This window comes from Paenibacillus wynnii (assembly GCF_000757885.1).
GTDB classification, from domain to species: Bacteria; Bacillota; Bacilli; order Paenibacillales; family Paenibacillaceae; genus Paenibacillus_AQ; species Paenibacillus_AQ wynnii.
Genome location: NZ_JQCR01000002.1, coordinates 1,000,432 through 1,025,364 on the forward strand (window position 1 = coordinate 1,000,432; position 24,933 = coordinate 1,025,364).

A 24,933-nucleotide genomic window follows, 5' to 3' on the forward strand; every position below is an offset into this window, starting at 1 on the left:
ATGGAACAAGTTCACATTTCCAGACGGCAGCTTTTTATGCTAACGTTTCTGTTTATTGTAGGATCCGCTTTTATTCTTCTCCCAGGACCGTTTATAGCCGCTGCCAAACAGGACGCCTGGTTGATTCCTTTATGGGGTGCGGTATGGGGGATTCTCATAGCAAGCCTATGGTTATATTTAATGAGACTACATCCGGGGTTAAGTATCATTCAAATATGCCGTAGTGTGGCAGGCAAAACAGTGGGAAGTGTATTAGCCCTACTGTTCATTTGGTTCTTCCTCTATACCTCGGTCTGGATTACGCGAAACATCAGTTATGTTCAACTTACTCTTATGCCGCGAACACCCCTTTCGGTCTTTCATATCATGTTTCTCTTGATTGCTTATCATGCTGTCATCAAAGGATTTGAAGGGATTGCGAGAATGGGCGAACTCATCATGCCGTTATTTTTGCTCTTCGTTATGTTCGTTGTACTGCCCTTGCTAAAAGAATGGGATTGGGAGCAATTTCAACCGGTGATGCAGCTTGATGTTTGGAGTACCATAAAGAAAACAAACACCTTTTTCTCCTTTCCGTTTCTCGAGGCCGTCTGTTTTACCATGATTATTCCATTTGTCAAAAAGAAAGCCAGCTTACCGTTTCTTGCAGGAATCGGATTAGGAGGGGTGTTTCTTAGCATTCTGATTTTTTTCATTATAGGGATTATGGGGATATCCCGACCCTCCCATTTGCTTTTCCCAATCTATACTTTGGCAACTGAAGTGGAAATTGCCCGTTTCATTGAACATATTGAAGTCGTTCTATTTGTTGTGTACCTCGGTGCACTGTATATTCAGCTGAGTATTCTCTATTACTGTACCGTAGCCGGATTGTGCCAGCTCTTGAAAATTAACAATCGCGCTGTAGTGGGATTTCCGTTCATCCTGATTATATCTGGCTTAGCTCTTACATATACGGACAATATCGTTATAGATATCGAATGGACGGACAAATATTCATTCGTTCATAGTTCTTTATACGGTGTCTTTCTTCCTATTCTGTTGATTTTGCTTACCTGGCTGAAAGCCTACAGACGTAAGGTTAGAGGGGGATCCAAATAGTGGGGGCATTTATCACCCTGTTCGTTATTGCCATGTGCATCGCTTATCCGCTGCTCATTAAGAAAAGCAGCATGAAGGAAATCGTTTTATTCTATCTCCTCTCGCTGGCAGGAGCGACGATCTGGATAAGTATTTTTATTAGACACCCTATCAACCCACTTACCTTTATTGGATGGGTCATAGATTGGTTTGTGATGAACTAAAGGAACGACAGCCGTTCACCCATTTGGCGGATGTGGTTGACATCGGCCCACAGGATAAAATAATTGTAGAACGTCTCCCCGATTTGGACTGGGCGGGGGTATCTCACGATGAGAGCGGCCTGTTTGTTCATCTCCACGGGTTGGTCGGCCGACGGAAAAATGAAGCAAGCCTCTCGGTTTTGTATGGTCCTCATGACAATCCGAGGAGAAGAGCCGTAAGGCATCAATGGATGAAAAGCTTCGGAGTTGCATACATCGGAAATCCGGTCGCCCGCTGAAATCGCAGATACCTGAAAAAAACCATCAGGCCCTTCGTACCTCTCTTCGCTGACTCCGCGCCAGTTTGCTGGATAAGGAAAGGATACCCGGTACACAAAGCTTGTGTACCTGTTTTCCCGAACCCTTCTGAAGCGAGGCGACCACTGCAGGGCGGTAATCCGGTAGCCACTGAGGACGTTTATCGGCCTCTGCCCCCTGATATCGACAATCCAGAGCTGACTTGCGCTTTCTACACCTTTGCATCCTGATAAATACGCAATTTGGCCACCGTCCGGCGACCAACTGACGGGAGTGGCAAAACAGTCGGAGGTCCCAGGCGTCCTTTGATTCTTACCGGTACGACTGTCGATTTGGATAAGAGAATAATAATTCGGCTCCTCATAGGCTGTCGCGCTGTAGGCGATGCTACGGGAGTCTGGGGACCATGCCGGGAAATAGTTCTTGGCGAGAGGTCCGCCTTCCAGTGTATAAATGGTGCCTGTGGCGAGATCCAGCGTCGAAATGATGGAGATACTTGCACCGGGAAACGTATAAAGAGCAAACGTTCCATCCGGAGAAATTCGAACGTTATGGAGCGGTCCGTCCGTATTTTGCGTGATTTGTCTCCGGTCTGTGCCATCGGCCCGGATGCGGAAGAGCTGGGTGATACCGGTGGAGTCCGGAGCCGAGAACAGAAGCTCTGCACCCGAAGGGAACCACTGGACATCGCGGGCACCAGGCTGCGGGATGGCATAGCTGATATGTGAGAAAGTATCATAGATGATGATTTGCCCGTTTTTGACATACGCGAGAGTTCTACTGTCCCGGGACCAGTCCAGCAGCGTGTAGGGTTCGATTTGGTCGATCCGGGCAACGGCGAGCGTAACGGTATCCAGCAGGTGTACCACGTTGCCAATGCCGATGAATGCGATTCTCCTGCTATCCGGAGACCAATAAGGAACGGAAAACTCCGCACCTAGCCCCTGTGTAAGTTGAAAATTAAACCCGTCCTGCGGTCGGTACAGCCATATGTCGAACACTCCGCCACGGTCCGACGTGTAGGCGATCCATCCTTGAACCAAATCATGAGGAACAGCTTGCACGGCCAACATCCTCTCCTGAATAATCTTATACTTCAGATGTATTCAGTGGGGGGCGGTTAGGCGACAGTCCCGGACGCACAAAAAATAAGAGCCGACCGTAAACACGGACAGCTCGTTATATATATTGGATTCTTTACTACTTAAGAATTCCGATTGACGAACATTAGCATTACCGCAGAAATGGCAATGATTGAGCACACCAACATCCAAGCAAGGACCATGTTGCCTCCGTCTACGGCTACATATATCGCTGTTGGCACTGTCTGCGTGCGGCCCGGTATGTTGCCGGCCACCATGATCGTAGCCCCAAATTCTCCAAGTCCGCGTGCAAATCCCAGAACATAGCCGGCAGCAAGTGAACGACTCGCCAGCGGGAGAGACACATAACGCAGTACTTGGAACTCACTGGCCCCTTGAGCCCGGGCTGCATCCTCCAGATTACGCTCTACACTTTCAAAACCTGACTTAACCGTACGATAGACTAAGGGAAAAGCTACTATAACAGAAGCAATAACTGCAGCTACCCACGTAAAAATAATGGTCTGTTCCGTTAATTGTTCATACAGCCTTCCTATCCAGCTTCGCCGACCCAATAGAACCAGTAGTACAAAACCGACCACAGTAGGCGGTAGAACAAGTGGAAGCAGCAGTACCGTTTCCACCAGGCTTTTGCCGCGGAATCTGCGATTTGCCATCGCCTTAGCGGCAGCGACAGCTAGAATGAAGACGATAATACTGGTAATCACTGATATTTTTATCGAAAGCCATACTGGGGTTAAAAATTCAGTCCAATTCACGTCCATATCCATTCAACCCGCTTATCTTCATTTTATTAGGGAAGTAAAAACCCGTAACTCGTAAAAATATCGTCCGCTTCCTTGGATTGAAGGAAATTGTAAAAGTCCTTAGCTTCGCTCTTATGTTCGGAATCCTTCACAATGCCCGCAGGATAATGGATTGCTTGATGGACAAGATCACCCACTGTAAGAGCTATTCTCATCTTTTTGGAAGTTAGAGCATCTGTCTTGTAGATGAAGCCTGCATCCGCATTACCAGTCTCCACGTAAGTTAGCACCTGACGAACATCCTTCGCAAATACCAATTTGCTTTGCAGCGTATCCCAAACTTTCTTGGCTGTCAGCGACTGCTGTGCATATTGCCCAGCGGGAACGGATTCCGGCTGCCCAACAGCCACTTTTTTGAAAGCTTTATCTGTAAGTTGTGTAATCGACGTTAGCTTTACCTTTGAATCGTAAGGAACAACAATAACCAATTGGTTTTTTAGCAGCACTTTATGATCGGTAATCAAGTCGCTGTCAACCAGAGCGTTCATTTGTTTTTCTCCTGCTGAGAAGAAAATATCCGCCGGCGCACCTTGCTCGATCTGCTTTTGCAGTGTACCGGATGCTCCGTAATTAAAAACAAGGTCGATGTCGGGATGCTGCTTCTCAAACTGCACAGCAATTTTGTCCAGACTGTCTTGCAGGCTTGCTGCCGCAGACACTATAATCTCCGTTTTCTTGGATGCCGCCTCTACGTTACCGTTAGATGATGTTGACGACAAGCCTACAGCTAGAACCACAAATAGAACAATTGTAAGTATTCCTAGTAGGTATCTCTTTAACATATCCATTCCTCCCGAGGATGCTGCTTTCTTTATTTAGGAGTCATTCTAGCATAGAAAAATGGATTATTCTATATGTTTTGTTATGTTTGATTATAATTAGACATAATGAAGCATAACAAGCTCCAAAATACCTGAATAAAAAAACAGCCTCTCAAGCGGTTTCCCGCCTGAAAGGCTGCTGCATACTTTAGTTCTTCATTCGTGGATCCAGGATATCACGTAGACCGTCACCCATAAGGTTGAAGCCCAGCACCGTCAACATAATGGACAGGCCGGGAAACAGTACGGTCCAAGGGGCCTTTGAGATAAACTGTCGGGAATCTGACAGCATTTTACCCCATTCCGGATCAGGGGGCTGTGCACCAAGCCCAAGGAAACCAAGGGCGGCTGCCTCGATAATTGCAGTCGCGATTCCTAACGTCCCCTGCACGATAATAGGTGTTATACTGTTCGGCAGGATGTGGCTGATCAGAATGCGGCTATTCTTCATTCCAATCGCTCGGGCTGCGGTAACATATTCCTCGGACTTCAAGCTAAGCACTTTAGACCGCACAAGACGGCCATATGTAGGGACGTTCACAATCGCAATGGCATAAAGTGCATTTTGCAAGGAAGGACCCAAGATCGCTACGATAGCAATAGCTAGCAGAATGCTTGGGAAAGCCAGCAAGATATCGAACATGCGAGAGATCAGCATATCGATCCACTTCCCGTAAAATCCGGCCAATACACCAAGAAAGGTACCTACAACGATCGAGCCGATTACAGAGAAGAAACCGACCCATAATGAGATTCGCGCTCCGTAGATCACGCGCGTGAAGAGGTCCCGTCCAAGATCGTCCGTGCCGAACCAATGGGCCGACGACGGTGCCTTCAATCGGTTGACCAGTTCCTGTTCTTTAAAACCATAAGGCGCGATAAATGGCGCCAACAATGCAATCAGTACAAAAAATACAATGATGCCAAGCCCTACCATTGCCGTCTTATTCTTACGGAATGCCTTCCACGCATCACGCCAAGGACCGGATACCTTTTCCTCAGGAACGTTCGGGGGAGTTGCATTCACGGTTGTTGCTGCCTGTGTCATAGGTTCACCCCTCACTTGTAGTTGATACGCGGATCTATAGCGGCATACATAAGATCCACAAGTAAATTGATAAATACAAAAATAAAGGCAATAATCAGAATACCCGTCTGGATCACAGGGTAATCACGCGAGCTGATTGCTTCAAATATATACCGTCCCACGCCAGGCCAGGCAAATATCGTCTCTGTCAGTACGGCTCCGCCGAGCAGTGCGCCCGTCTGCAAACCGATAACTGTCAGCACGGGGATAAGCGCATTCTTCAAAGCATGCTTATACACAACTAGAAATTGCGATAATCCCTTTGCCTTCGCCGTACGGATGTAATCTGAATTCATAACCTCCAGCATGCTGGAGCGGGTCATCCGGGCGATAATCGCCATTGGAATGGTCCCGAGAGCTATACTTGGCAATATAAGATGCTTAGTAACGGTCCAGAGCTGACTCCAGTTTCCCGCCAAAATGGTATCAATCACATATAGATTGGTAATGCTCTCCACCGGATTTCGCTGATCCATCCTCCCTATCGAGGGAAGCCAATCCAGCTTTAGTGAAAAAATCAACTGTTCCATAAGCCCCAGCCAGAATATCGGCATTGAAACCCCAATTAGAGCAATAACCATTGCCGTATAATCAAACCATGAATTTTGGCGCCAGGCGCTTAGAATCCCTGCATTTACACCTACAATGGTAGCAAACAACATACTCGCAGCCGTTAGCTCCAGAGTTGCCGCCAAATAAGGCAGAATTTCTTTGACAATCGGTGTTTTGGTTCGGATCGAAGTGCCTAGATCACCCTGTAATAAATCACCCATATAGTTGAAATACTGATTCAACCAAGGCTCGTCCAGACCCAATTGCTCGCGCAGCGCTTGCTTGGATTGCTCCGTCGCCTTTTGCCCAAGAATCGTTTCTGCCGGATCTCCGGGAATGGCATGGATGATGGAAAACACGATAATCGTCATCCCGATCAGAACAGGGATCAGTACCATGACACGTTTTAATAAGTAGGAGTTCAAGTTGGCTCACCTTCCAAAGGTGTATTTGAAAAATAACTTACCGCCGCGGTTCGCGGCGGCAAGCTTGTTCCTTCTATTAACTATTCGAAGTATATTTCACTGTAATACTCTGTACCTGTTGGTCCTGGAACGAATCCTTTGAGGTTCGCTTTACCGGCCAAAAGCGGTGTTGTGTGTACAAGTGGAATCCAAGGCGCATCAGCTTTGATGATTTCTTGAGCTTTCTTATACAGGTCTGACCGTTTAGTTTGATCTGTTTCCTTCTGAGCGTTCACAAGAATCGTGTGCAGCTCTTCATTAGCATAGAATGCACGGTTGTTACCAGGAATAGCATCCTTATCAAGCAAGGTATAAATGAAGTTATCCGGGTCGCCATTATCGCCGGTCCAGCCTAGCATGAAGATATCATCTTTTTCGCCGGCTTTCGTGTCATCCAGATAAGTAGCCCACTCTGGAGATTCGATAACTGTTTTCACACCGATTTTTTCCCAATCTGCTTGAATTGCTTCGGCAACCTTCTTGCCATCAGGCATGTAAGGACGAGATACAGGCATTGCATACAAGGTTACAGTGTCAGGCAAACCATCAGGGTAACCAGCTTCAGCCAACAGCGCCTTAGCTTTGTCCAGATCATATTCATAATCCTGCACACTGTCGTTATAGCCCCATAGGGATGGCGGCATTGGGTTGACAGCTGCTGTTGCTTGACCCGCAAAGAAGGCATCAATGATAGCTTGTTTGTTTACTGCATGGTTCAGCGCTTGTCTTACCTTCACATTATCAAAAGGCTTTTTCTTAAAGTTGAAGCCCAAGTAAGCTACGTTGAACGGTGGACGTTCAATCTTTTGCAGTTCAGTGTTGCCTTCAAGCGTAGACAAATCATCCGGGCTCAAATCTTCCATCAGATCGATTTCACCGCTTTGCAATGCATTAAAGCGTGCAGAGTTATCAGGAATGGAACGCACGATAACTTTGTTAAGCTTCGGCAGTCCCTCTTTCCAGTAGTTAGGGTTCTTATCCAATGTGATGGAATCGTTATGTTTCCATTCTTTGAAGACAAAAGGACCAGTTCCTACCGGCTCATTCTTGAAGTTTTCTTTCTTTTCTTGAATGGCTGTCGGGCTTGCAATACCGAAAGAGGTCATTGCAATATTTTGTAAGAATGGTGATTGTGGCTGATTCAATGTAAATTGAACAGTAGTTGGATCAACAGCTTTCACTTCTTTAATTGCGCGACTTCCCTCAGGACCGAACATGGAATCGTAATAATCGAAGGAATCGCCTTCGAATTTGAATGCACTAGCCGGGTCACTCCAACGGGTAAAGTTAAAGACTACCGCCTCAGCGTTAAAGTCCGTACCATCATGGAACTTCACTCCAGGATGAAGTTTGAACGTGTAAATTAATCCATCAGCAGATACTTCCCAGCTATCAGCCAGAGAAGCTTGCACTTCAGAAGTGCCTGGTTTGTATTCCAGCAAGGAGTCGAACACCTGATGAGCGATCTTCAAGGATTCCCCATCGGTTACGATAGCAGGATCCAGTGAAGCAGAATCTCCGCCACGTCCTAATATCAGAGTATCTTGTGCTGTTGCTGCAGCATCCGGTGAGCTTTCCGGTGCTTTAGTAGCCGCTGCATTTCCCCCTGTGTTTCCTTCTGTACTTGCGTTATTGTTTCCTCCGCAACCGCTCAGCGCAAATGACGCGCTTAACGTTAGTACCAATGCAAGTCTACTCCACTTCATCATCTAGAAAACTCCCTTCTCCTAATAGAAAGTAATGACACGTTTATATGTGGCTGTATGAACAGCTATAAACCAATGTTGGAATTCTGCTTTTTTAAGCAAGCTGCGTTATTATCGATTCCTTGTCATATAAATGGCAAGCTGTCAGATGTCCTGATTCTGTCTCTAACAACGGCGGCCTAACATTACGGCATACATCCATTACCTTTGGACAACGAGTGTTAAATGCGCAGCCGATCGGTGCGTTCGCAGGACTTGGTACCTCACCCTGTAGAATAATGCGTTCCTTGCGAATATCCGGGTTAGGCTCAGGCACGGCTGATAATAAAGCCTGTGTATAGGGATGCATGGGCTGAGCATACAGCTTGTTCTTGTCCGTAATTTCAACGATTCTGCCCAGATACATAACAGCTACCCGGTCGCAAATATGCTTCACAACACTGAGATCATGTGCAATAAATATGTAGGTCAATCCAAATTCACGCTGTAAATCCTGCATCAGATTAATAACCTGAGACTGGATGGATACATCCAGAGCGGATACAGGTTCATCGGCAACGATGAGCTTAGGCTGGAGAGCCAGTGCTCGGGCAATCCCGATCCGCTGCCGTTGTCCACCCGAGAACTGATGTGGATATCGATGCAGATGTGCTTTCGCTAGACCCACTACATCGGCCAGCCTTTCTACAGCAGCCCGACGTTCCTTTGCATTACCTACACCGTGTACAATCATCGGCTCTTCCAAAATCCGCTGAACCGTGTTACGTGGATCAAGCGAAGAGTAAGGATCCTGGAACACAATCTGCATTTCCCGGCGCCGTTTACGCATTTCTTCCATGGACAGCTTGGTGATATCCTGTCCCTCGAACCATATTTCTCCTGCTGTAGGCTCAATCAATCGAAGGAGAGAACGGCCTGTCGTTGATTTTCCGCAACCACTTTCACCTACTAAACCAAAGGTCTCCCCTTTGTTTACCGAGAACGAAATATCATCTACGGCTTTAACGAATCCCTGAGCCTTATTGAAGAAACCTTTGTTGATCGGATAATATTTTTTGAGGTTCTTAACCTCTAGAAGACTCTCACTCATACTGCATCCTCCTGTTGACTTTCATGCAGCCAGCATCTGCAGCTGTGGCTTTCTTCCTGCAGGGTAAGCTGCGGAATCGACTGCTGGCAAATATCCATAACATTCGGACATCTCGGCGCAAATCGGCAGCCTTTCAGATCATTGCTGAGTATAGGTACATTCCCGGGAATGGAATACAGCCGCTCGCGAGTCTCATCCATTCGAGGAACGGATTCGATAAGACCTCTTGTATAAGGATGCAAAGGATTATGGAAAATATCATGGACACTGCCTTCTTCTACGACTTTTCCAGCGTACATAACCGCCACACGATGGCACATTTCCGCAACTACACCCAAATCGTGAGTAATCAACATAACCGCCGTACCCTGTTCTTCATTAAGCCGGCGAATCAAATCCAGAATCTGCGCTTGAATCGTTACGTCCAGTGCCGTAGTCGGTTCGTCCGCAATTAACAGCTCAGGACTACAGGAAATCGACATGGCAATCATTACACGCTGACGCATCCCACCTGACAATTGGTGAGGGTATTCGTCAATAATAGCTTCCGGACGCGGTATCCCAACCTTACGAAGCATCTCGACAGCATGCTCTCTTGCCTGTTTTTTGGAGAGGCTGCGGTGTAACCGCACTGTTTCTATGATTTGTTGACCCACCGTAAATAACGGGTTAAGAGAAGTCATGGGCTCTTGAAAAATCATTGATACTGCATCTCCGCGAATCTTGCGCATTTCCTTTTCTTTCAGCGGGACAATGTCCCTGCCTTTAAAATAAATATGCCCACTTACGATTTTACCGGGGGGATTCGGAACAAGCTTCAGGATCGATAAGGACGTAACGCTCTTCCCGCAGCCTGATTCTCCAACGATCCCCAGCACCTCGCCGGGATTCACATAAAGATCAACCCCATCAACGGCAGGAACTTCACCGCGGTCGGTAAAGAAATGGGTGTGCAAATTCTCTATTTTCAGAATTGGCTGTATCAAGGTAATACCTCTCTTCTGATGAAAATCTTCTATTAAAAATCTTCTTTTTTAAAATTGAACTAAGGTCAAATTCCGAGAAATAAAAAATCTCTGTATCAGAGAGATCCGTTAATCTAACATCGCATGAAAGAAATAACGCTTTAAACCAACACAGACGTTATTTTTTATTACATTACTATATAATCCCGTGTCCGACAAGGGAAATTTTTCAAATATACGATTCAATATAATCATTAGGCACAGGCCCCGTAAAAAAGGAAAAGACTGCGCTATTTATACAGCGACAGCCATTTCTCTAATTGATAACGCATAACTTCACGGTAATATTGAGGCTCTATAATTTCGGCTTCTTCTTCAAGACAAGTGATCCAGCGGATAAAGTGAATATCCTGTTCAATATCAACCACAAAATGAAGACACCGGCTCTGATGATCTACTTTTATGGGTTGAAACGTCGGTTCCTCATTCATTACTCTCAGCAACCTATGCTCATTGAATTTCACTTTAAATTCTACCTGAAGGCTGTCTTGATCCAAGGACCATTTCTGCTTCAGGAAAGTTTGCAAATTAAAATGCTCTTTGGTGAATGCCCTGGATTTAGTCTTTACATTGGATAGTCCGCCTATATGAAAGGTTCGGATACGTCCGAACCGATGACAATAACCTATAAGATGAAAACGATTCTCAAGAGGTACTAAACAGTAGGGATCGATTAATGTCCCGTACTCCTCAAAAGCATTTTCGCTATAATCTGCTTGAATGCTCTTCTGTTTCAACACAGATGCCAGAATCTGAGTCAGAAAAATGGATTGCTCCTGTTGATAGCTGTTTTTTTCCATCCAATTTAAACCCGGTTCTTTTTTAGTACTCTCCATTTTCTCTTCCTTGTCCGCCTTTAGCTTGTACCCGGCTGCCATAACTTTTTCATAAGCGCCTTCAAAGCCATCCGGCATAAGAGGTTTTATATCTTCTATTCTAGTTCTAATTTCTAAAAAAGCTGCGGCTTCTTCTTCAGACCAATCTAAGGGATACAGTGCAAAATTACCGATAAAGGTGTATCCTTTACCATGCCCCAAATGGGTAATAGGGATATGCATAGCACTGAGAGCATCCATATCCCTATAAATTGTTCTCTCACTCGTGCTGCACCGTTCGGCTAACTCACGAGCCAGAATACCTGGCTTAGCTTGAACAAGCGTTATTATCCGCATTAGCCGAATTAATCTGTCTGTCATTTTCAGTTCCCCTTGATAGTTAGTAAAATAGGCTCAGAATATTAGTGTTAATAGTTATATGTATCTATAACAGGAATATATTCTATGATATAAAAAATCTATATAATAGAACTATTTTACTATATTTCCACAATTTTATGTCAGGTTTTTCGGCAATAATTTCGTCATTGGGAATAGGGACAAAGTCTATATATATTTGAATTTTTACATATTTATCTACTTTTATATACACTCTGTTCGTATATCTTGATCCTCTGCTAATTGGTTGGGCAGCGGTGTTAGTTCAGATCTTCTATACAGGCTCTCAGCTTCTCTTGTCAGCAGCCTATCTCCGGTTCTGACTGCTAAGAGAAGCAACTTGTCCGCATGTCGACGAACCAATTCCCTGGCCTCCCCTTGCTTTTCCTTGCTACGGAGCAGATCTGCTTCTTCAAGCACCTCCTCCGTTCGAAGTAGTTCAAGGTGCTTTTCGACATGAAAGCTACAAGACTCCTGCAACACGCTGGTATGATGACTATATTCAAGACTTAATTTTTGCATAGGAAGTTCGCAGATCCTTTCTCCATAGGGCTGTTTAAATTGCCAGTGCAGCCAGACTACATCATGTTTACCTGCATGCGCCGGTTTTAATGCAAATTCCAATGCGATATATTTACGTTGTCCAGTCTGTATTTTACCAAGAGGCAACAGCACCGAGCGATCATCACCACCGTCTAATGCCCGACTACCATACATTCTGGTTAAGACGATGTGCGGTTCCAACCATAATCGCAGTTCTATCTCACGTGCTGCTGTTTTATGATTTTTTTTACTACCCAGTTCTGCTGACGGAGCGCCGCGCCATTCTACAAGCAAAACAATATTCTGCGCTCCACCGGCAAAAATATGATTCTTGCTCCATGTAAAGTCTGGTTGAATACTTGCTTGCATATTTCCACCTCTTTCTTTTTTTGTCTTTTATTAATGTACCAATAATGGTGGACAACTCCTTGTCATGGAACGTACGTTCGCTTTGATAATATGGAAGGAGCGCACACAAACAAGCCTGTTTATGTAACAGAAAAAACATATGTAATTATACGGAGGACATTATAACTATACTCAATAAAACATCTGAAATATAATTCGTCTACCATACAACAAAAAAGAGTTGCCAAGTGGCAACTCTAGGTGTAAACCGCACTAGATTTTCTATTGTCCAATAACTGCGAAACTTCTTTATATCCACTTTTTGACATTGTGCACTGACTTGAATTCTCCGTCCTGTTCCTCTCAAAATAAGCTATTTTCAAGAACTCGTTCATTTCAACAATATTATCGATATGAACCGAATTATTCCGGTCAGCAACAAAAAATCTGTAACCCGTGTTATTTAGAACCTCTGTCCAATACTTCAGTGATCCTACCGTGTAGAATATGTTGTTATCTATGGTATGAATAAAGATTTTGCCTGATCGGCTATCGAATTCTAAAAAGGCTATATCATCAATATTCAGTTGTACTATACCTGACAGTCCATTCTGATCTTTAGTTACACTTAGGCATTTCATATGTGTCATCTCCATCGCTGTTTAAACAGTTCTACCGGTGCTTTATTTTAATTATTTGCCCATTTCCTTCCAGATCGCATAATAGAGCAAGAAAACTACTGTAGATACAAAGAAAATGATATCAATAAAAATTTGGTTATAGTACAAAATAACAGAAATGAACACTAAGAATACAGAGATTAAAACAATGACAAGAATATCCTCGAACCTAAAGCGCAATCTTTCAAAATCAAACTTAAATCCCCAACCTATTTTAAATATAAACCATGCTAACAATGATGTGATAAGCCCGCTGGCAAACTGTAGAAGATACCCGTTCGAAGTTGTGGACATAGCTCCCGCTATAGACCCGAATAATAGGATCGCCAAGCCTGTTTGCATGATGCCAAATATGGCATAACCCAGGATGGTGCTTATCATCGACCATACCAACGGAATTTTCACTATCACTGCGAATAAAAAAATGAAGATTAAAATGCCGATTATAGGAACGAGATAAGCAAGTGAGAACTCATTTCTGAGTACATAGCTTTGTAAATTGACTAAGAGAACAATAAATAAAGCTTCCCATATATAATCCCTAGCCTTAAGTCTGAATAACGACATAATTAAGTAATACACCGAAATCGTTTCGATTGTTGAAAAAAACATGAACCCCAATGATTCCAAAAACACAATAAATCCTCCTCAAAACTTCTTTGTCGAAAATTGATTTCGCGAATGCTGCATAAAGAATCCCAGCGCCCATTTTGCACATAGCAGAGAGAACAAGAAGAAGAGTACTGCCCATACAAGTGCAGGCAACGGGGTGAGCTGAGCAAGATTACTGGCATCTCCTGCGCGAGTTGGTGAATATAAGGACATCGTTACCAGAAATAGTGGTCCGAGTACCGATTCTTCCAAAGTTAGAAAGGCCAACAACAGGTAATAGAGCTTCTGAACCTTCTTGCCCGCTAGAATTATCAAAATATTTAAGATCATAAATCCGCTTAACCAAAGCATGCCAAAACCGCCCCGTACATAGAGCAGGAGCATAACAAGTGCAACCCCGGTGGTGAGTATGAGCCCCCATTTCTCACGTCCCCGGGCGTATAGATAGAATAATAAGAGCGCGAACAACGAAGCCAGAGTGTAACCCGCCAATGAAACCACTACGGCCCTTCCGCCCGCTTGAATGGCTGAATAGGTTACTCCGCTATGATTCGCATACAATTCAATCCTCAGTACCGAGCCGGATAAAAGCAGTGTAATCATAGCATGACCAAACTCATGGATCATCGTGTCCAGATTACGAAACAGTGAAGAAAAGGGAATCAAGCGGGTTAATAAGGCAGATCCTGCCAGAAAAAGTATAGTTTTAAGCCAGTTATTCATGGAGTTCCATCTCCCTTCCGTCCAAAGTATACGATATGCCGCCTTTCTTCTCAATGAATTCCTGCTGCCTCAAGTTCCACATCAGCTGTCGAAGCCTGTCATGCTATGCTAAAATAGATGATAGAAACTAGATTAGCATATACTAGGTGGTGAGCTTAATGAAACCCTATTATTATCATACAATTACCCGAATGTTGGTTTCCGTTTTCCTTCTGTTAGGTTTGTCGTCAACTCTTCCGACACCTGCTGCAGAAGCGAATTATTTCGATGATTTATATAACGGCCTTCAGCAATTCTCAGAGCTGCCGAATGAGGTTAATCAATTACAGGAGAGCTACCAGCAGACGGTAGAGGAACTGGAGAAGACAAAAGGTGAGCTTGGAGAAACTAAAGACCAATTAGGACAGACAATAAAAGACATGGAAAGCTACCGTTCAGAGAACACTGCTCTAATGGAGCAAAACCTCCAGTTGACAAAGGCAGTAGACCAACTAAGGGACGAACGTGCCGCACGAGAGAGTTACCTGCATAAAATTAAAATCACAATCTACACCGGACTTGGCCTTTTAGTTGGCTACTTCCTCCTAACTCGTCTAATTCGCTTCGGCATGCGCCGCCGTTCCAGAAAAGGGGATCGACTTCGTTAACTAACTTCATAGACAGCCACACACATCGCCAAAGGACGAGGGGGTATAACAAGTGAATGTCGATATCCAGGATGAAGGCGACAGCGGCAGTGGACAGGCTGTGGCCTTTACCATTGCGGAGTACGAAGAAGTGCATGTACTCCACCCGCAGCAGATTATTGCCTATCAAGGTCCCTCCTCAGGACGGGCTGACAGGTTTATGGATGTAAAAGGTATGTATCGTAAGCGTAAGCTGATCCGCGCAGATATGTCGGGGCCTTGCCGCTTTGTTGCTGCGCTTCCTCCTGGGTACAGGATCAAAACCCTGCAGCTTGACGGAAAAAGTGACCTCCTATATGATTTCAGACATTTATTCTTTTACAGCAAAGGTATAACCATGCAGACACGAGTGCTAAGTGTGAAGAATATGTTCATCACGAAGGATACCGTAAAGGTTAAGTTTTCTGGTAAAGGCAGCATCGGTATCCTCACAGAGGGAACGGTATGTGAAGCAACACTCCATCCGTCCGAACCGCTGTTTATAGACGCAGGAAGTGTGATCGCTTACCCTGAGAACGCCAAGCTGGAGCTTACCGTATATGGGAATCATCTCGCCAGTCAGCATATGAGCTATCACTGGAAAATGACAGGACAAGGCCCTGTTCTATTTCAGGCAGGGCGGCAAAGCCGGCGGTTTGAGCGGGATACGAATGATGAGGATGGAATATTCAAACGGTTCTTACGGGAGGTTCTGCCTTTTGGCGGGGTATTCATTAAGTGAATAGCCGCAAACAAAAACCAGCAAGTCTCAGACAACTCGAGATTTGCTGGTTTAATTCCGGTGCTAGATAAAGTTAATTAGCCTAGGTAAGCGTTCAGCATCCAGGCATGTTTCTCCACACTGGTTCTGATTCCAATCAAGAGGTCTGCAGAAGGCTGGTCACCAAGCTCTTCCGCTTGTGCAATCGCACCTTGCAATTCCGCCGCAACGGTAGTGAAATCTTTAATTAATTGACCCACCATTTCTTTGGCATCCTCGCCGCCTTGCCCTTCCTGCACTGATGATAAGGATAGGTACTGCTTCATTGTAGAAGCCGGTTGTCCGCCAATAGCAAGCAAGCGCTCTGCCAATTCATCCACGTAACCAGCAGCTTCGTTATAGAGCTCTTCAAATTTCGCATGCAGCGTAAAAAATTGGGATCCGCTCACATACCAGTGATAATGATGCAGCTTGACACCTAATACCGACCAATTGGCTGTTTGGACGTTCAATGCAGCTTGCAGTTCTGTTGCACTCTTCAATTGTGTTGTCATTAATAAACCTCCTAAGATATATGTTGTTTTGTTGTATTTAGACTAATTCTAAATCTATATACAACTTAACACGAAACTCCATTTATTGCAATTAGTATCCGAATTTTGTTGCTGTAGATATTAGCATAAACTCCTTAAAGTGCATGTTATTTGTGTCACATCTCTAATTAGCTTTCTTAATCACTGGGTCCGAAAAAGTGCCTTAATCATTTCACTCTTCGATTTAGGGCTAAGCACGTATAAGATATCACCCGGCTCAATCACTGTATTCCCGTGCGGTGCAACGATTTGATTATTGCGAATGATCGCCGTAAACAGAATATCCGTTGGCAGGTCCAGGTCAGAAATCTGCTTTTTGGCAATGGGCATATGCTCATCAATTCGTATATGGTTGATTTCCGAGTCCGTTTTCCCCAGCGCTACTAGCTCCATCAGGGATAGCTCCGGATTGTTTTTTCCCACGAGCTTTAACCGGGAAGCCAGCGGAGAAATCGTAGTTCCCTGAATAACCGCTGAAGTTAATACGACGAAAAATACAACGTTGAAGAAAAGCCTTCCCTGCGGAAGCCCGGCTAATAAAGGATAAGTTGCCAGTACTATCGGAACCGCTCCGCGCAGGCCGGCCCAGGAGATCAATGTCTTTTCACGAAAAGAGAATTTGGCGAATAGAAGGCTTAGATATACCCCTATCGGTCTCGCTACCACCATTAGAATAAAAGATAGGAGTAGTCCCTGCCAGGCGATGTTCACCAACTCCTGAGGAAAGACCAGCAGGCCAAGGAGGATAAACATGGCAATCTGCATCATCCAGGCAAAGCCATGGTTGAAACTCATAATGGTGCGATGATAAATCAATTTGGAATTGCCCATAACAAGTCCCAGTACATATACGGCAAGCAATCCACTGCTATGTAGTTGAGCAGCCACTCCATAGGTTAATACCGCGAATCCTATAGCCATAACAGGATAAAGACCGGAAGATTCCAGATTAATTTTATTGATAACAATAACGGCCAGCTTAGCCAACACAACCCCTAACACCAGCCCTATGCCCATCTCCCATATAAAAGAGAATATCAGGCTCCATAAAGCCATATCCGGCTGAAGAATCCACTCCAAAAGGGATACCGTTAGAAAAACAGCCATTGGATCATTGCTGCCGGACTCAGCTTCCAGTGTAGAAGTGATGCGTTTGTCGATGTTTTTGCCGCCCAATACAGAGAATACCGCTGCCGCATCCGTGGAGCCGACAATTGCCCCGAACAGTAGGCTTTCCGCCCAAGGAACATCAAGGATTAGCTTGGCGAATAAGCCTACGATTCCTGTAGTTAAGAGTACACCTATAGTAGACAAGGATAAAGCCGGGACAATAACAGGCCGAATATCCCTCATATTCGTCTGCATCCCTCCCTCGAACAGAATGATAATCAGGGCAAATATGCCGGCTATTTGGGTTAAGGACGTATTATTAAAATAAATAAAATGACTAAGAACCATACCTACCGCAATGAATAAGACTAATGACGGCATCCCGAACCGGGTTGAAAATTTAGTAGATAGAACACCTATTAGTAATAACACCGCCGATAATAAGATAACATTATCCGCAAGTTGGCTCATTGTAAATTTTCACCCCTTTCTCTATAGATATTCCTAGTTTTTATTACCCAAAAATAGTATGGCACTGAGCAGTAAGAATATACGGGTGTGCCATGACGACAGAAAACCCGCAGATCGATAGGATCTCCGGGTTGGTTCGATCGTATTATTTTGTCATACTGCGATCTTATTCTCTCGAGTAAATTTGCAGTTCCTGAATCGACCAATAGTTGCCACCGGAGCCAGTCTGAACAATCTTCACATAGCGGGTTTTAACGGGGGGGAATTGTCTCTTCATCCTCTCCTTCTGGCCATTACCGGAAGTAATTAATCTCCAGTTAACAGCGTCATCGGATATGTAGACTTCATACGCCCTAGGATAGTCATATGGAGACAGCCTGTAATCTAAATCTATAGTTTCTATGCTATGGGTACTTCCCAAGTCAATTTGATAAGCTTCACCGGAAGCCTGATGTTTCCCCGTATCCCAGCGTGTACGGCGATCCCCGTCAATAGCACTTCTAGGATTTGAGGCGTCCTGATTTACATTGGAGGATACCTTCCAATTCGTCCTCTCCAGCGGAACCAGCCCGGTGGCTGTGATCTTTAGCGTCTGGGACATGAGCTGTGATCCGGCCACTCTTACGGCATACGTATACAATGTTCCGTCTTTCAGGTTTCGGTCGGTGTACTGCGTTTCCTTAACATTTGCCGCCACTACACTCAGTTTTCCGCTACCATCATCCCGAAGCACTTCATAGCTTGCTCCGGGAGCTTCCAACCATTTTAAATGAACAGCAGGGCCCTTTACTGCGGAGGCTTCGAGTCCTTGGGGGGCAACGTCCTTCACTTCCTGGGAAGGCTGCAAAATATATTGCACGGCTTCACCCGGCGCCAAAGTCTCCGTAAAGGTCAATACGGGACTCGCTTTTCTACCGGCTATATAGCTGCGAGCCAACTCATAAGTATCCCCATTTCCGAAGCGTTCGCCCTCATATATAGTTTTTTTGGGCATTGTAATATTTACATTTACAGTTTGCGTAGTGTCTTCAAAGTTCACGAAATTGACCAGTACTTTGTTCGAAGTTGCTCCCGTTCCTGCCAGCGGCTTAAGCGTTGAGGTATCAACCGCCCGAACATAGACGCTCTTATCTGCAAGGGCTGTCTTGTTCGAAATATGGTACGTTAACGGGGCTCCGTGTGTTGCATAGGCCAAGCTTAATCTCCGCATGATACTTACGCGGGAATCTTCCTTTGCAGAGGTATAATAGATCTCTGTGGTGGCCGGGTCATGCTCTTCCAGATTGAACCCATATTTGAACAAGCTGAAATCCTTGAAAAAAGCGGCATGCTGTACAAACATATCTGCATAACCAATATGCGCACGCATAATCCGGTCGAATACAGCTGCTTTCCGTTCGGTGGCTCCATACTGCGGTGCATCCGTATGACTGTCAGAGGTGCCAAATTCAGTGGTGAGCATCTGCTTATTCAGACCCTCCGCTGCTCCTTCGAACGTTTTCAGGTTCTCTGTGAAGCTTCCCCCGTTGGTGAAAATGTACGATTCTCCATAAGAATGACCATTGGTTAGATCCGTAACCTCCTCCAGTTCCAATCGCTGCTTCGGGTCCCGTTCCCAACCGTCAGGGTCACCGCACTGTTTTACCGTACCTTTCTGGTTACCGCAGGAATGTTCTTTAAATCCCGGCCAATAAGCCCAGCCCGGAGCAACAGTTCGCAAATGGGGAGCTATTTTTTTGCCCTCTTTGTTAAGCCAATCCGCTATCGCCAGATTGACGGCTTTGGATCGATTGAACAAACCAGGCTCATTATCCACCTCATAGAACTGAAAATACGGGCTAAAATTGCGGAAGTACTCCGTCAGTTTTTTCACCGCATCGTCAGGTAACGAACCGTCACTTTTCAACTTAATATCACCAGAGTAGAGATACATTGCAACGGACTGCATATTGTAATCCTTTAGAACTTTATAGTATTCCAGCATGTTGGAGCAGGATCTTCCTACATCACTTGCACAGGTGGTCCGCATGATGTTCCCGCTGTAAGCAATCCCAAGCCATTTCATAATATAAGGCAGATGTGTAACTGCACCGCCATCAAAGTAAAATTGATTGTTGCTGACCATAGTTCCCGTTAAGGAATAGCTTCCATGAATAGGTTCAGTGGCCGGAGCATTCAACGATTCAAGACTAAGATCATCCCAAGTCCACCACTGGTATTTATCCTCCGCGGAAGAACAGTACAAGCATCTGGTCGTCTGAAGCTTAAGCTCATTTGTACCGGTCTTCAACTGCTCCTTGGGGATATAAAGATCATACGTTTTGCGAAAGGTGTGCTCACTGTTCGTTCCGGATACACCTGAAATTTGGATAATGCCCGACAATTGTTTATTTGAAAAAACACTCATTTGCGGGATCGATTTGTAAGCATCCAGAATGCTTACGTGAAATAAGACCCCGTTAGCCGGGATCTTGTCTAATGAATACGAAATGCGTAATTCTGGATTGGTTGCGCCATTTAAACCTGAGGGGATGTTCCCGGGGGCAATCACCTTGCTCGAGGCGGAAATGGCCTTATTGTTAGCACTGGAGGAATTCGCTGCCGCGAATTCCCCGGAGGACCCGTCATGCTTGCCCAGTTCCCATAAAACTGTTCCGGCAGGCTGGTTCGTTGCCGTAATTTGTCCTGAGGATAACTTGGACATATCCACCTTCACTGCACCATCCTCTCCACTTTCAGAACCGAAAAGGGAGGTGGAGAACAGAAACAAGATCGTTAAGGCTGCTAATTTCAGTGTCAAATGTAGGAGTTTTTTTGGTTTATAGGCGCTCATCTCATTGTCCTCTCTTTCATCCGGAATGTCTGGCAATTTGAAATCGCCCTTTCATTAAGGAGAGAACAGGGCGCTTTGAGGGATGACTGCCTCCTTCAGATGCGGGCTCTTCCATTTCAATCGTATACTGGCATCGCCATGATTCTCAAAATATTCAACCTTTATATTGTATAAAGTACCTGCATTAAGAGTTATACTTCCCTGGCGTGTGACACCGCTCTGTTTGTTCCAGCTATCAATGAGAAGTTTATTCCCGACCCATACCCTTACTCCGTCATCCGAGGAGGCATAAAAGGTATATTTCTCACTGAACTGCGGCTTAATTTTCCCCTTCCAGCGAACGGAGAAAGAGTCGTTTTCAATTGCAGAACCCGGGGAACCTCCCCGCCAATTAAAGTCGATCTTATTGTCTTTTCTACTTAAAGCCGGTTTTCCGGCCAGCTCTATGTTGTTAAAATAATCACCACTTAGGCTATTATGGGCTGTATTCTTCACAGGTGGATTCGTTGGCTTAACCGTTGGTTGGTTCTTAACTGGCAGCCTGCTTACTAGCTTATCTCTGGAAACTGTGTGAGTACTGCTCATGAAGTTTTTGATTTTTTGGGTGCTGTTTTTTTCAGTCAGCATCTTACCCCATGTCATCATATATACCCATTTACTTTGATATAGAGCCATCATTTCCGGATCCGGGAGCTCCCCGCTCTCTCCGATTCCAATCGGCTTCCCATTGGCCAATTCCAACAGACTATCATAGTAAACTTGATTATAATCATTGTTGTAAATATCAGCACCCAGTATATCGACCTTATCCGAACCGGGATAATAAGGTAAGTAAGGGTCAGACCATTCGTTCGGCGCATTAGGATTCCATGTCCACAGCAGGTTATTCAGCTTGTGAGTATCTACAAACCTGTCGTACATAATATTCCATAGTGCTTTGAAGTTACTCTTCTTTCCCCACCAGAACCATCCGCCATTCATTTCATGATAGGGTCTCCATATCACTGGAACTCCGGCATCGCGCAGTTGTTTCAGGTAAATCGCAATCTGATCCAAATCGGCAATTAGACTCTTATATTGAGGTGTTCCCGGGGTTACATAGGCATTAAAATCTTCTTGGCTTAACCCCTTGGAAACATTGGACCAAGCTGCTGGCGTTCCCGGGAGATTCTGGTGAAATGTCATCGCAACAATTCCGCCGTTGTTATACCAGTCTATTGCGCTCTTAACGACAGCTTGCCGCTCTAAGGCTGCAGTCTTCTTAGACTGATTGTTGATAGCACCTAATTCATAGCCATGCAATACAGCATATTGACCGCTGGTATCTTTAAGCTTGGCATTATAATCATCCGGTCTCTCCAGGTAATCATGCTGCCCGGATAATATACCCTTGCCGCTAAGCCCAACTAAATAACTTAATAGTTCCTGTGCCTCTACCGAAGCAGAAGGGTTAACCGGTCCAACATTCATCTTCGTTACAGGCAGGCTGTTAACCTCACCCCAAGGGATAAAAGACATAATCATAATTAGTGGCAATAAAGCACTATATAACCGAAACTTACGGTAAGTGTTCAAAGTAATCTTCCTTTCGGTAGCCAGGCTGCCGTCAAAAGACATAAGGGGTGGCCTTCCCGCTAAAAGGACAAGCAACCGATTCGCCAATGAGGGCTAATAGCTTACTGGCCCTGCTGATTAGCAGGGCCAGTAAGGGATGGACTGAAAAGAATATGTTGGCTGTTACGGAAGGCTTGTATCTTCAATTCAGGGTAGCGTTAGGGAGGAATAGCGCACTCGAAGGCACGGTCTCCTTAAGCTGACTTGGGCTTTCCCACATTAGACGTGCTCTGGCGTCTCCTTGGTTCTCGTAATACTCAACTTTGATATCATAGAGCTGTCCTGCATTCAGGGTTATACTTCCCAGACGTTCGGTGCCGCTTTGCTTCACCCAGCTGTCAATAACCGATTTCCCATCGATCCACACACGAATTCCATCATCTGAACCCGTATAGATTTGATAGGTTTCACTGTACCGCGGTTTGATCTTGCCGCTCCACCGAACAGAGAAGAAATCTATACCAATTGCAGAATTAGGCGATAATAACCGCCAGTTAAAATCGAGAGCAGCATCCTTACGCACAAGAGCAGGGGTTCCTGAAAGCTGCATATTCGAAAAATACTCTCCCTGCAGTCCATTCTCATATACGGGTGTAACTGTTTGTAAAGGCTCCTGATTTTGCGATGTAACCGTAGCAGGCGTTGGCGTTGGCGTCGGTGTTGGCGTTGGCGTCGGCGTCGGTGTTGGCGTTGGCGTCGGTGTTGGCGTTGGCGTCGGTGTTGGCGTCGGCGTTGGTGTCGGCGTCGGCGTTGGCGTTGGTGTCGGCGTCGGCGTCGGTGTTGGCGTCGGCGTTGGTGTAACAGTCGATACTGTTACATTTAATGCATTTGAAGCTAAAAATAATGCGTTAGAGGGAACTGCACCCTTAATTTGACTAGGGCTTTCCCACATTAGACGAACTCGTGCATCTCCATCGTTCTCATAATATTCAATTTTAATGTCGTACAACTGGCCTGCTTGCAGAGGTATACTTCCGACACGTTCGGTTCCACTCTGTTTCGTCCAGCTGTCAATCACGATCTTCCCATCTACCCATACTCGAATACCATCATCCGAGGCTGTGTAAATCTGATAGGTCTCGCTATATAGAGGTTTGATTTTACCTGTCCAGCGTACGGAAAAGTAGTTGATGCCAAGTGAACTGGCTGGTGCTGTCAACCGCCAATTGAAATCAATTGCGCTATCATTCCGGACAAGTGCCGGTGTTCCTGAAAGAGTCATATTCTTAAAATATTGTCCCTGCAGCCCGTTTTGGGCCGGAAGTAGAAGACCTACTACCGGTGTGGGTGTCGGAACAGGCGTTGGTGTGGGTGATGGAGTAGCACTCGGAACCACTCCTGTACTGTATTCATCCCGGGTTAAAGTATAACTATTAATCATAAAGCTAGTTATGGTAGCCGTAGTATTTTTCTCGTAGAGCATCTTGCCCCAATTCATCATAAATGCCCAGTTAGGCTGTGTCTTGAGAATTGTGCCCGGATCGGGCATTTCACCGTTTTCTCCGATCGCGATCGGTTTGCCGGCAGCAAGAGTAAGCAGACTGTCATAATAGCTTTGTTTGTAATCATTCTCATATATATCTGCTGCCAGAATATCCACCTTGACTGCACCTGGATAGGTCGAGGCATAAGGATTAGCCCAGGCATTCGGTGCATTCGGGCTCCATACCCACAGCAGGTTGTTTAATTTATGATAGTTAACATAACGGTCATACATAATGTTCCAAAGGGTAGAAAAGTTATTCTTTTGCCCCCACCAGAACCAACCGCCATTCATTTCATGATAAGGTCTCCACAATACAGGTACACCCGCATCGCGCAAGCTTTTCAGGGAAACTGCCACCTTATCAAGCTCAGTAATCAGGCTGTTGTATTGCGCTGTTCCTGGTGTTACGTATTTGTCAAAGTCAGCCTGACTTAGGCTCCTTGAGACATTGGACCAGTCATACGTTGTTCCGGGAAGGTTCTCATGGAATGTCATTGCCACGATGCCGCCGTTTTTGTTCCAACTGATTGCACTGTTGACCACATTTTGCCGTTGCCAAGCCGTAGTACTTTCCGTCTGACCGCTTATTGCACCCAGCTCGTAGCCATGTAGCGCAGCATATTTCCCACTGGTTGCCTGCAGCTTGTTGCTGAATTCATCCGGACTTTCCAAATAGTCATGCTGGCCGGTTAAAATTCCTCTTCCGGAAATATCGGATACGTACTTCAGCAGCTTGATCGCTTCAGGTGAAGCATTTGGATTAACCGGGGCAAAACTTACAGCAGCTTCTGCAGATAGGGGCGCGATACTCAAACCCAACGGAATGGCAGTCAAGAACAGAGCAAGAGACAGCAACGAACATAACAGTCGATACTTACGGTAAGCTATCAAAATTCATCTTCCTCTCGGTAGCCAGGCTGCCACTCTTGCGAAAGGCCCTATAGCTTTGCGTCCCTATCTTTCGATAGGTTTGCCTTTGTCGTTTAGAAGGATTTATCCCTCTTACCGTAAATATCGACTGTATTTAGTTTTAGTTTAGTGCATTTATGAAAATTCTTTAATAAT

22 protein-coding genes and 1 riboswitch are annotated in these 24,933 nt (G+C 45.2%); of the genes, 4 read left to right on the forward strand and 18 right to left on the reverse strand.

Annotated elements, in window-relative coordinates; translation table 11 throughout:
• Both PWYN_RS07090 and PWYN_RS07095 read left to right on the forward strand, forming a co-directional pair.
• A complete protein-coding gene (locus tag PWYN_RS07090; protein WP_036649878.1) occupies nt 1–1,101 on the forward strand; it encodes a GerAB/ArcD/ProY family transporter in 1,101 nt (366 codons plus the stop codon).
• Entirely contained in the window at nt 1,101–1,304 is a 204-nt protein-coding gene (locus PWYN_RS07095; RefSeq protein WP_036649879.1) for a hypothetical protein, read from the forward strand. The genes PWYN_RS07090 and PWYN_RS07095 overlap by 1 nt, the downstream gene beginning before the upstream one ends.
• Here PWYN_RS07095 and PWYN_RS07100 read toward each other — a convergent pair.
• From PWYN_RS07100 to PWYN_RS07160, 13 genes are all read right to left on the reverse strand, one after another.
• Nucleotides 1,301–2,674 carry a PD40 domain-containing protein gene (locus PWYN_RS07100; RefSeq protein ID WP_036649881.1) on the reverse strand — a complete coding sequence of 458 codons (1,374 nt, stop codon included), beginning with the start codon at nt 2,672–2,674 and terminating at the stop codon, nt 1,301–1,303. The two genes, PWYN_RS07095 and PWYN_RS07100, sit on opposite strands and share 4 nt — an antisense overlap.
• A 131-nt stretch (nt 2,675–2,805) precedes the next feature.
• On the reverse strand, nt 2,806–3,468 hold the full coding sequence (gene modB, locus PWYN_RS07105; RefSeq protein ID WP_420805727.1) for a molybdate ABC transporter permease subunit: 663 nt from the start codon (nt 3,466–3,468) through the stop codon (nt 2,806–2,808).
• A gap of 29 nt (nt 3,469–3,497) precedes the next feature.
• Complete coding sequence (modA, locus tag PWYN_RS07110) at nt 3,498–4,292, reverse strand: molybdate ABC transporter substrate-binding protein (RefSeq protein ID WP_157261106.1); 795 nt, start codon at nt 4,290–4,292, stop codon at nt 3,498–3,500.
• 187 nt (nt 4,293–4,479) lie between these two features.
• Nucleotides 4,480–5,379 carry a nickel transporter permease gene (gene nikC / locus PWYN_RS07115; RefSeq protein ID WP_052087811.1) on the reverse strand — a complete coding sequence of 300 codons (900 nt, stop codon included), beginning with the start codon at nt 5,377–5,379 and terminating at the stop codon, nt 4,480–4,482.
• Between the two features lie 11 nt (nt 5,380–5,390).
• Complete coding sequence (locus PWYN_RS07120; RefSeq protein ID WP_036649888.1) at nt 5,391–6,395, reverse strand: ABC transporter permease; 1,005 nt, start codon at nt 6,393–6,395, stop codon at nt 5,391–5,393.
• 80 nt (nt 6,396–6,475) lie between these two features.
• Nucleotides 6,476–8,143: an ABC transporter substrate-binding protein gene (locus tag PWYN_RS07125; RefSeq protein WP_036649891.1), complete on the reverse strand. Its 1,668-nt coding sequence runs from the start codon at nt 8,141–8,143 to the stop codon at nt 6,476–6,478.
• 91 nt (nt 8,144–8,234) lie between these two features.
• Complete coding sequence (locus tag PWYN_RS07130) at nt 8,235–9,230, reverse strand: ABC transporter ATP-binding protein (protein ID WP_036649893.1); 996 nt, start codon at nt 9,228–9,230, stop codon at nt 8,235–8,237.
• A complete protein-coding gene (locus PWYN_RS07135) occupies nt 9,227–10,216 on the reverse strand; it encodes an ABC transporter ATP-binding protein (RefSeq protein WP_036649895.1) in 990 nt (329 codons plus the stop codon). The genes PWYN_RS07130 and PWYN_RS07135 overlap by 4 nt, the downstream gene beginning before the upstream one ends.
• 269 nt (nt 10,217–10,485) lie before the next feature.
• Complete coding sequence (locus PWYN_RS07140) at nt 10,486–11,451, reverse strand: helix-turn-helix transcriptional regulator (RefSeq protein WP_036649897.1); 966 nt, start codon at nt 11,449–11,451, stop codon at nt 10,486–10,488.
• A 222-nt stretch (nt 11,452–11,673) separates the two neighbouring features.
• The gene (locus tag PWYN_RS07145) at nt 11,674–12,381 is read right to left on the reverse strand and encodes a hypothetical protein (RefSeq protein ID WP_036649899.1); all 708 of its coding nucleotides are present in this window, start codon (nt 12,379–12,381) and stop codon (nt 11,674–11,676) included.
• A 236-nt stretch (nt 12,382–12,617) separates the two neighbouring features.
• Nucleotides 12,618–13,001 carry a LytTR family transcriptional regulator DNA-binding domain-containing protein gene (locus PWYN_RS07150; RefSeq protein ID WP_036649901.1) on the reverse strand — a complete coding sequence of 128 codons (384 nt, stop codon included), beginning with the start codon at nt 12,999–13,001 and terminating at the stop codon, nt 12,618–12,620.
• Nucleotides 13,002–13,052: 51 nt separating this feature from the next.
• Entirely contained in the window at nt 13,053–13,676 is a 624-nt protein-coding gene (locus tag PWYN_RS07155; RefSeq protein ID WP_036649903.1) for a hypothetical protein, read from the reverse strand.
• A gap of 12 nt (nt 13,677–13,688) precedes the next feature.
• The gene (locus PWYN_RS07160) at nt 13,689–14,375 is read right to left on the reverse strand and encodes a M50 family metallopeptidase (protein ID WP_036649906.1); all 687 of its coding nucleotides are present in this window, start codon (nt 14,373–14,375) and stop codon (nt 13,689–13,691) included.
• Between the two features lie 158 nt (nt 14,376–14,533).
• Here PWYN_RS07160 and PWYN_RS07165 point away from each other — a divergent pair, with 158 nt between their 5' ends.
• The gene (locus tag PWYN_RS07165; RefSeq protein WP_052087812.1) at nt 14,534–15,022 is read left to right on the forward strand and encodes a hypothetical protein; all 489 of its coding nucleotides are present in this window, start codon (nt 14,534–14,536) and stop codon (nt 15,020–15,022) included.
• 52 nt (nt 15,023–15,074) lie between these two features.
• Nucleotides 15,075–15,782 carry an AIM24 family protein gene (locus PWYN_RS07170; RefSeq protein ID WP_036649909.1) on the forward strand — a complete coding sequence of 236 codons (708 nt, stop codon included), beginning with the start codon at nt 15,075–15,077 and terminating at the stop codon, nt 15,780–15,782.
• Nucleotides 15,783–15,859: 77 nt separating this feature from the next.
• Here PWYN_RS07170 and PWYN_RS07175 read toward each other — a convergent pair whose 3' ends face one another.
• The 5 genes from PWYN_RS07175 to PWYN_RS07195 form a co-directional block, all read right to left on the reverse strand.
• Complete coding sequence (locus tag PWYN_RS07175; protein WP_036649916.1) at nt 15,860–16,315, reverse strand: Dps family protein; 456 nt, start codon at nt 16,313–16,315, stop codon at nt 15,860–15,862.
• Between the two features lie 180 nt (nt 16,316–16,495).
• Nucleotides 16,496–17,935 carry a potassium/proton antiporter gene (locus tag PWYN_RS07180; RefSeq protein WP_036649918.1) on the reverse strand — a complete coding sequence of 480 codons (1,440 nt, stop codon included), beginning with the start codon at nt 17,933–17,935 and terminating at the stop codon, nt 16,496–16,498.
• Nucleotides 17,936–18,101: 166 nt separating this feature from the next.
• Entirely contained in the window at nt 18,102–20,639 is a 2,538-nt protein-coding gene (locus PWYN_RS07185; RefSeq protein WP_036653485.1) for a discoidin domain-containing protein, read from the reverse strand.
• A 183-nt stretch (nt 20,640–20,822) separates the two neighbouring features.
• A complete protein-coding gene (locus tag PWYN_RS07190; RefSeq protein ID WP_052087813.1) occupies nt 20,823–22,385 on the reverse strand; it encodes a glycosyl hydrolase in 1,563 nt (520 codons plus the stop codon).
• Nucleotides 22,386–22,524: 139 nt separating this feature from the next.
• Nucleotides 22,525–24,759 (reverse strand): PA14 domain-containing protein, encoded by a 2,235-nt coding sequence (locus PWYN_RS07195; RefSeq protein ID WP_240479700.1) that lies wholly within the window; start codon nt 24,757–24,759, stop codon nt 22,525–22,527.
• A gap of 13 nt (nt 24,760–24,772) precedes the next feature.
• Nucleotides 24,773–24,853: riboswitch (cyclic di-GMP riboswitch) on the reverse strand.
• Nucleotides 24,854–24,933 lie beyond the last annotated feature (80 nt).

Bases quoted from the DNA above. Each gene is read 5' to 3' on its own strand.
- modA (WP_157261106.1), bottom strand. From the start codon at position 4,292: ATGTTAAAGAGATACCTACTAGGAATACTTACAATTGTTCTATTTGTG.
- PWYN_RS07125 (WP_036649891.1), bottom strand. From the start codon at position 8,143: ATGATGAAGTGGAGTAGACTTGCATTGGTACTAACGTTAAGCGCGTCA.
- PWYN_RS07100 (WP_036649881.1), bottom strand. From the start codon at position 2,674: ATGTTGGCCGTGCAAGCTGTTCCTCATGATTTGGTTCAAGGATGGATC.
- PWYN_RS07185 (WP_036653485.1), bottom strand. From the start codon at position 20,639: ATGTCCAAGTTATCCTCAGGACAAATTACGGCAACGAACCAGCCTGCC.
- PWYN_RS07190 (WP_052087813.1), bottom strand. From the start codon at position 22,385: ATGTCTTTTGACGGCAGCCTGGCTACCGAAAGGAAGATTACTTTGAAC.
- nikC (WP_052087811.1), bottom strand. From the start codon at position 5,379: ATGACACAGGCAGCAACAACCGTGAATGCAACTCCCCCGAACGTTCCT.
- PWYN_RS07150 (WP_036649901.1), bottom strand. From the start codon at position 13,001: ATGAAATGCCTAAGTGTAACTAAAGATCAGAATGGACTGTCAGGTATA.
- PWYN_RS07140 (WP_036649897.1), bottom strand. From the start codon at position 11,451: ATGACAGACAGATTAATTCGGCTAATGCGGATAATAACGCTTGTTCAA.
- PWYN_RS07130 (WP_036649893.1), bottom strand. From the start codon at position 9,230: ATGAGTGAGAGTCTTCTAGAGGTTAAGAACCTCAAAAAATATTATCCG.
- PWYN_RS07175 (WP_036649916.1), bottom strand. From the start codon at position 16,315: ATGACAACACAATTGAAGAGTGCAACAGAACTGCAAGCTGCATTGAAC.
- PWYN_RS07160 (WP_036649906.1), bottom strand. From the start codon at position 14,375: ATGAATAACTGGCTTAAAACTATACTTTTTCTGGCAGGATCTGCCTTA.
- PWYN_RS07145 (WP_036649899.1), bottom strand. From the start codon at position 12,381: ATGCAAGCAAGTATTCAACCAGACTTTACATGGAGCAAGAATCATATT.
- modB (WP_420805727.1), bottom strand. From the start codon at position 3,468: ATGGACGTGAATTGGACTGAATTTTTAACCCCAGTATGGCTTTCGATA.
- PWYN_RS07090 (WP_036649878.1), top strand. From the start codon at position 1: ATGGAACAAGTTCACATTTCCAGACGGCAGCTTTTTATGCTAACGTTT.
- PWYN_RS07165 (WP_052087812.1), top strand. From the start codon at position 14,534: ATGAAACCCTATTATTATCATACAATTACCCGAATGTTGGTTTCCGTT.
- PWYN_RS07180 (WP_036649918.1), bottom strand. From the start codon at position 17,935: ATGAGCCAACTTGCGGATAATGTTATCTTATTATCGGCGGTGTTATTA.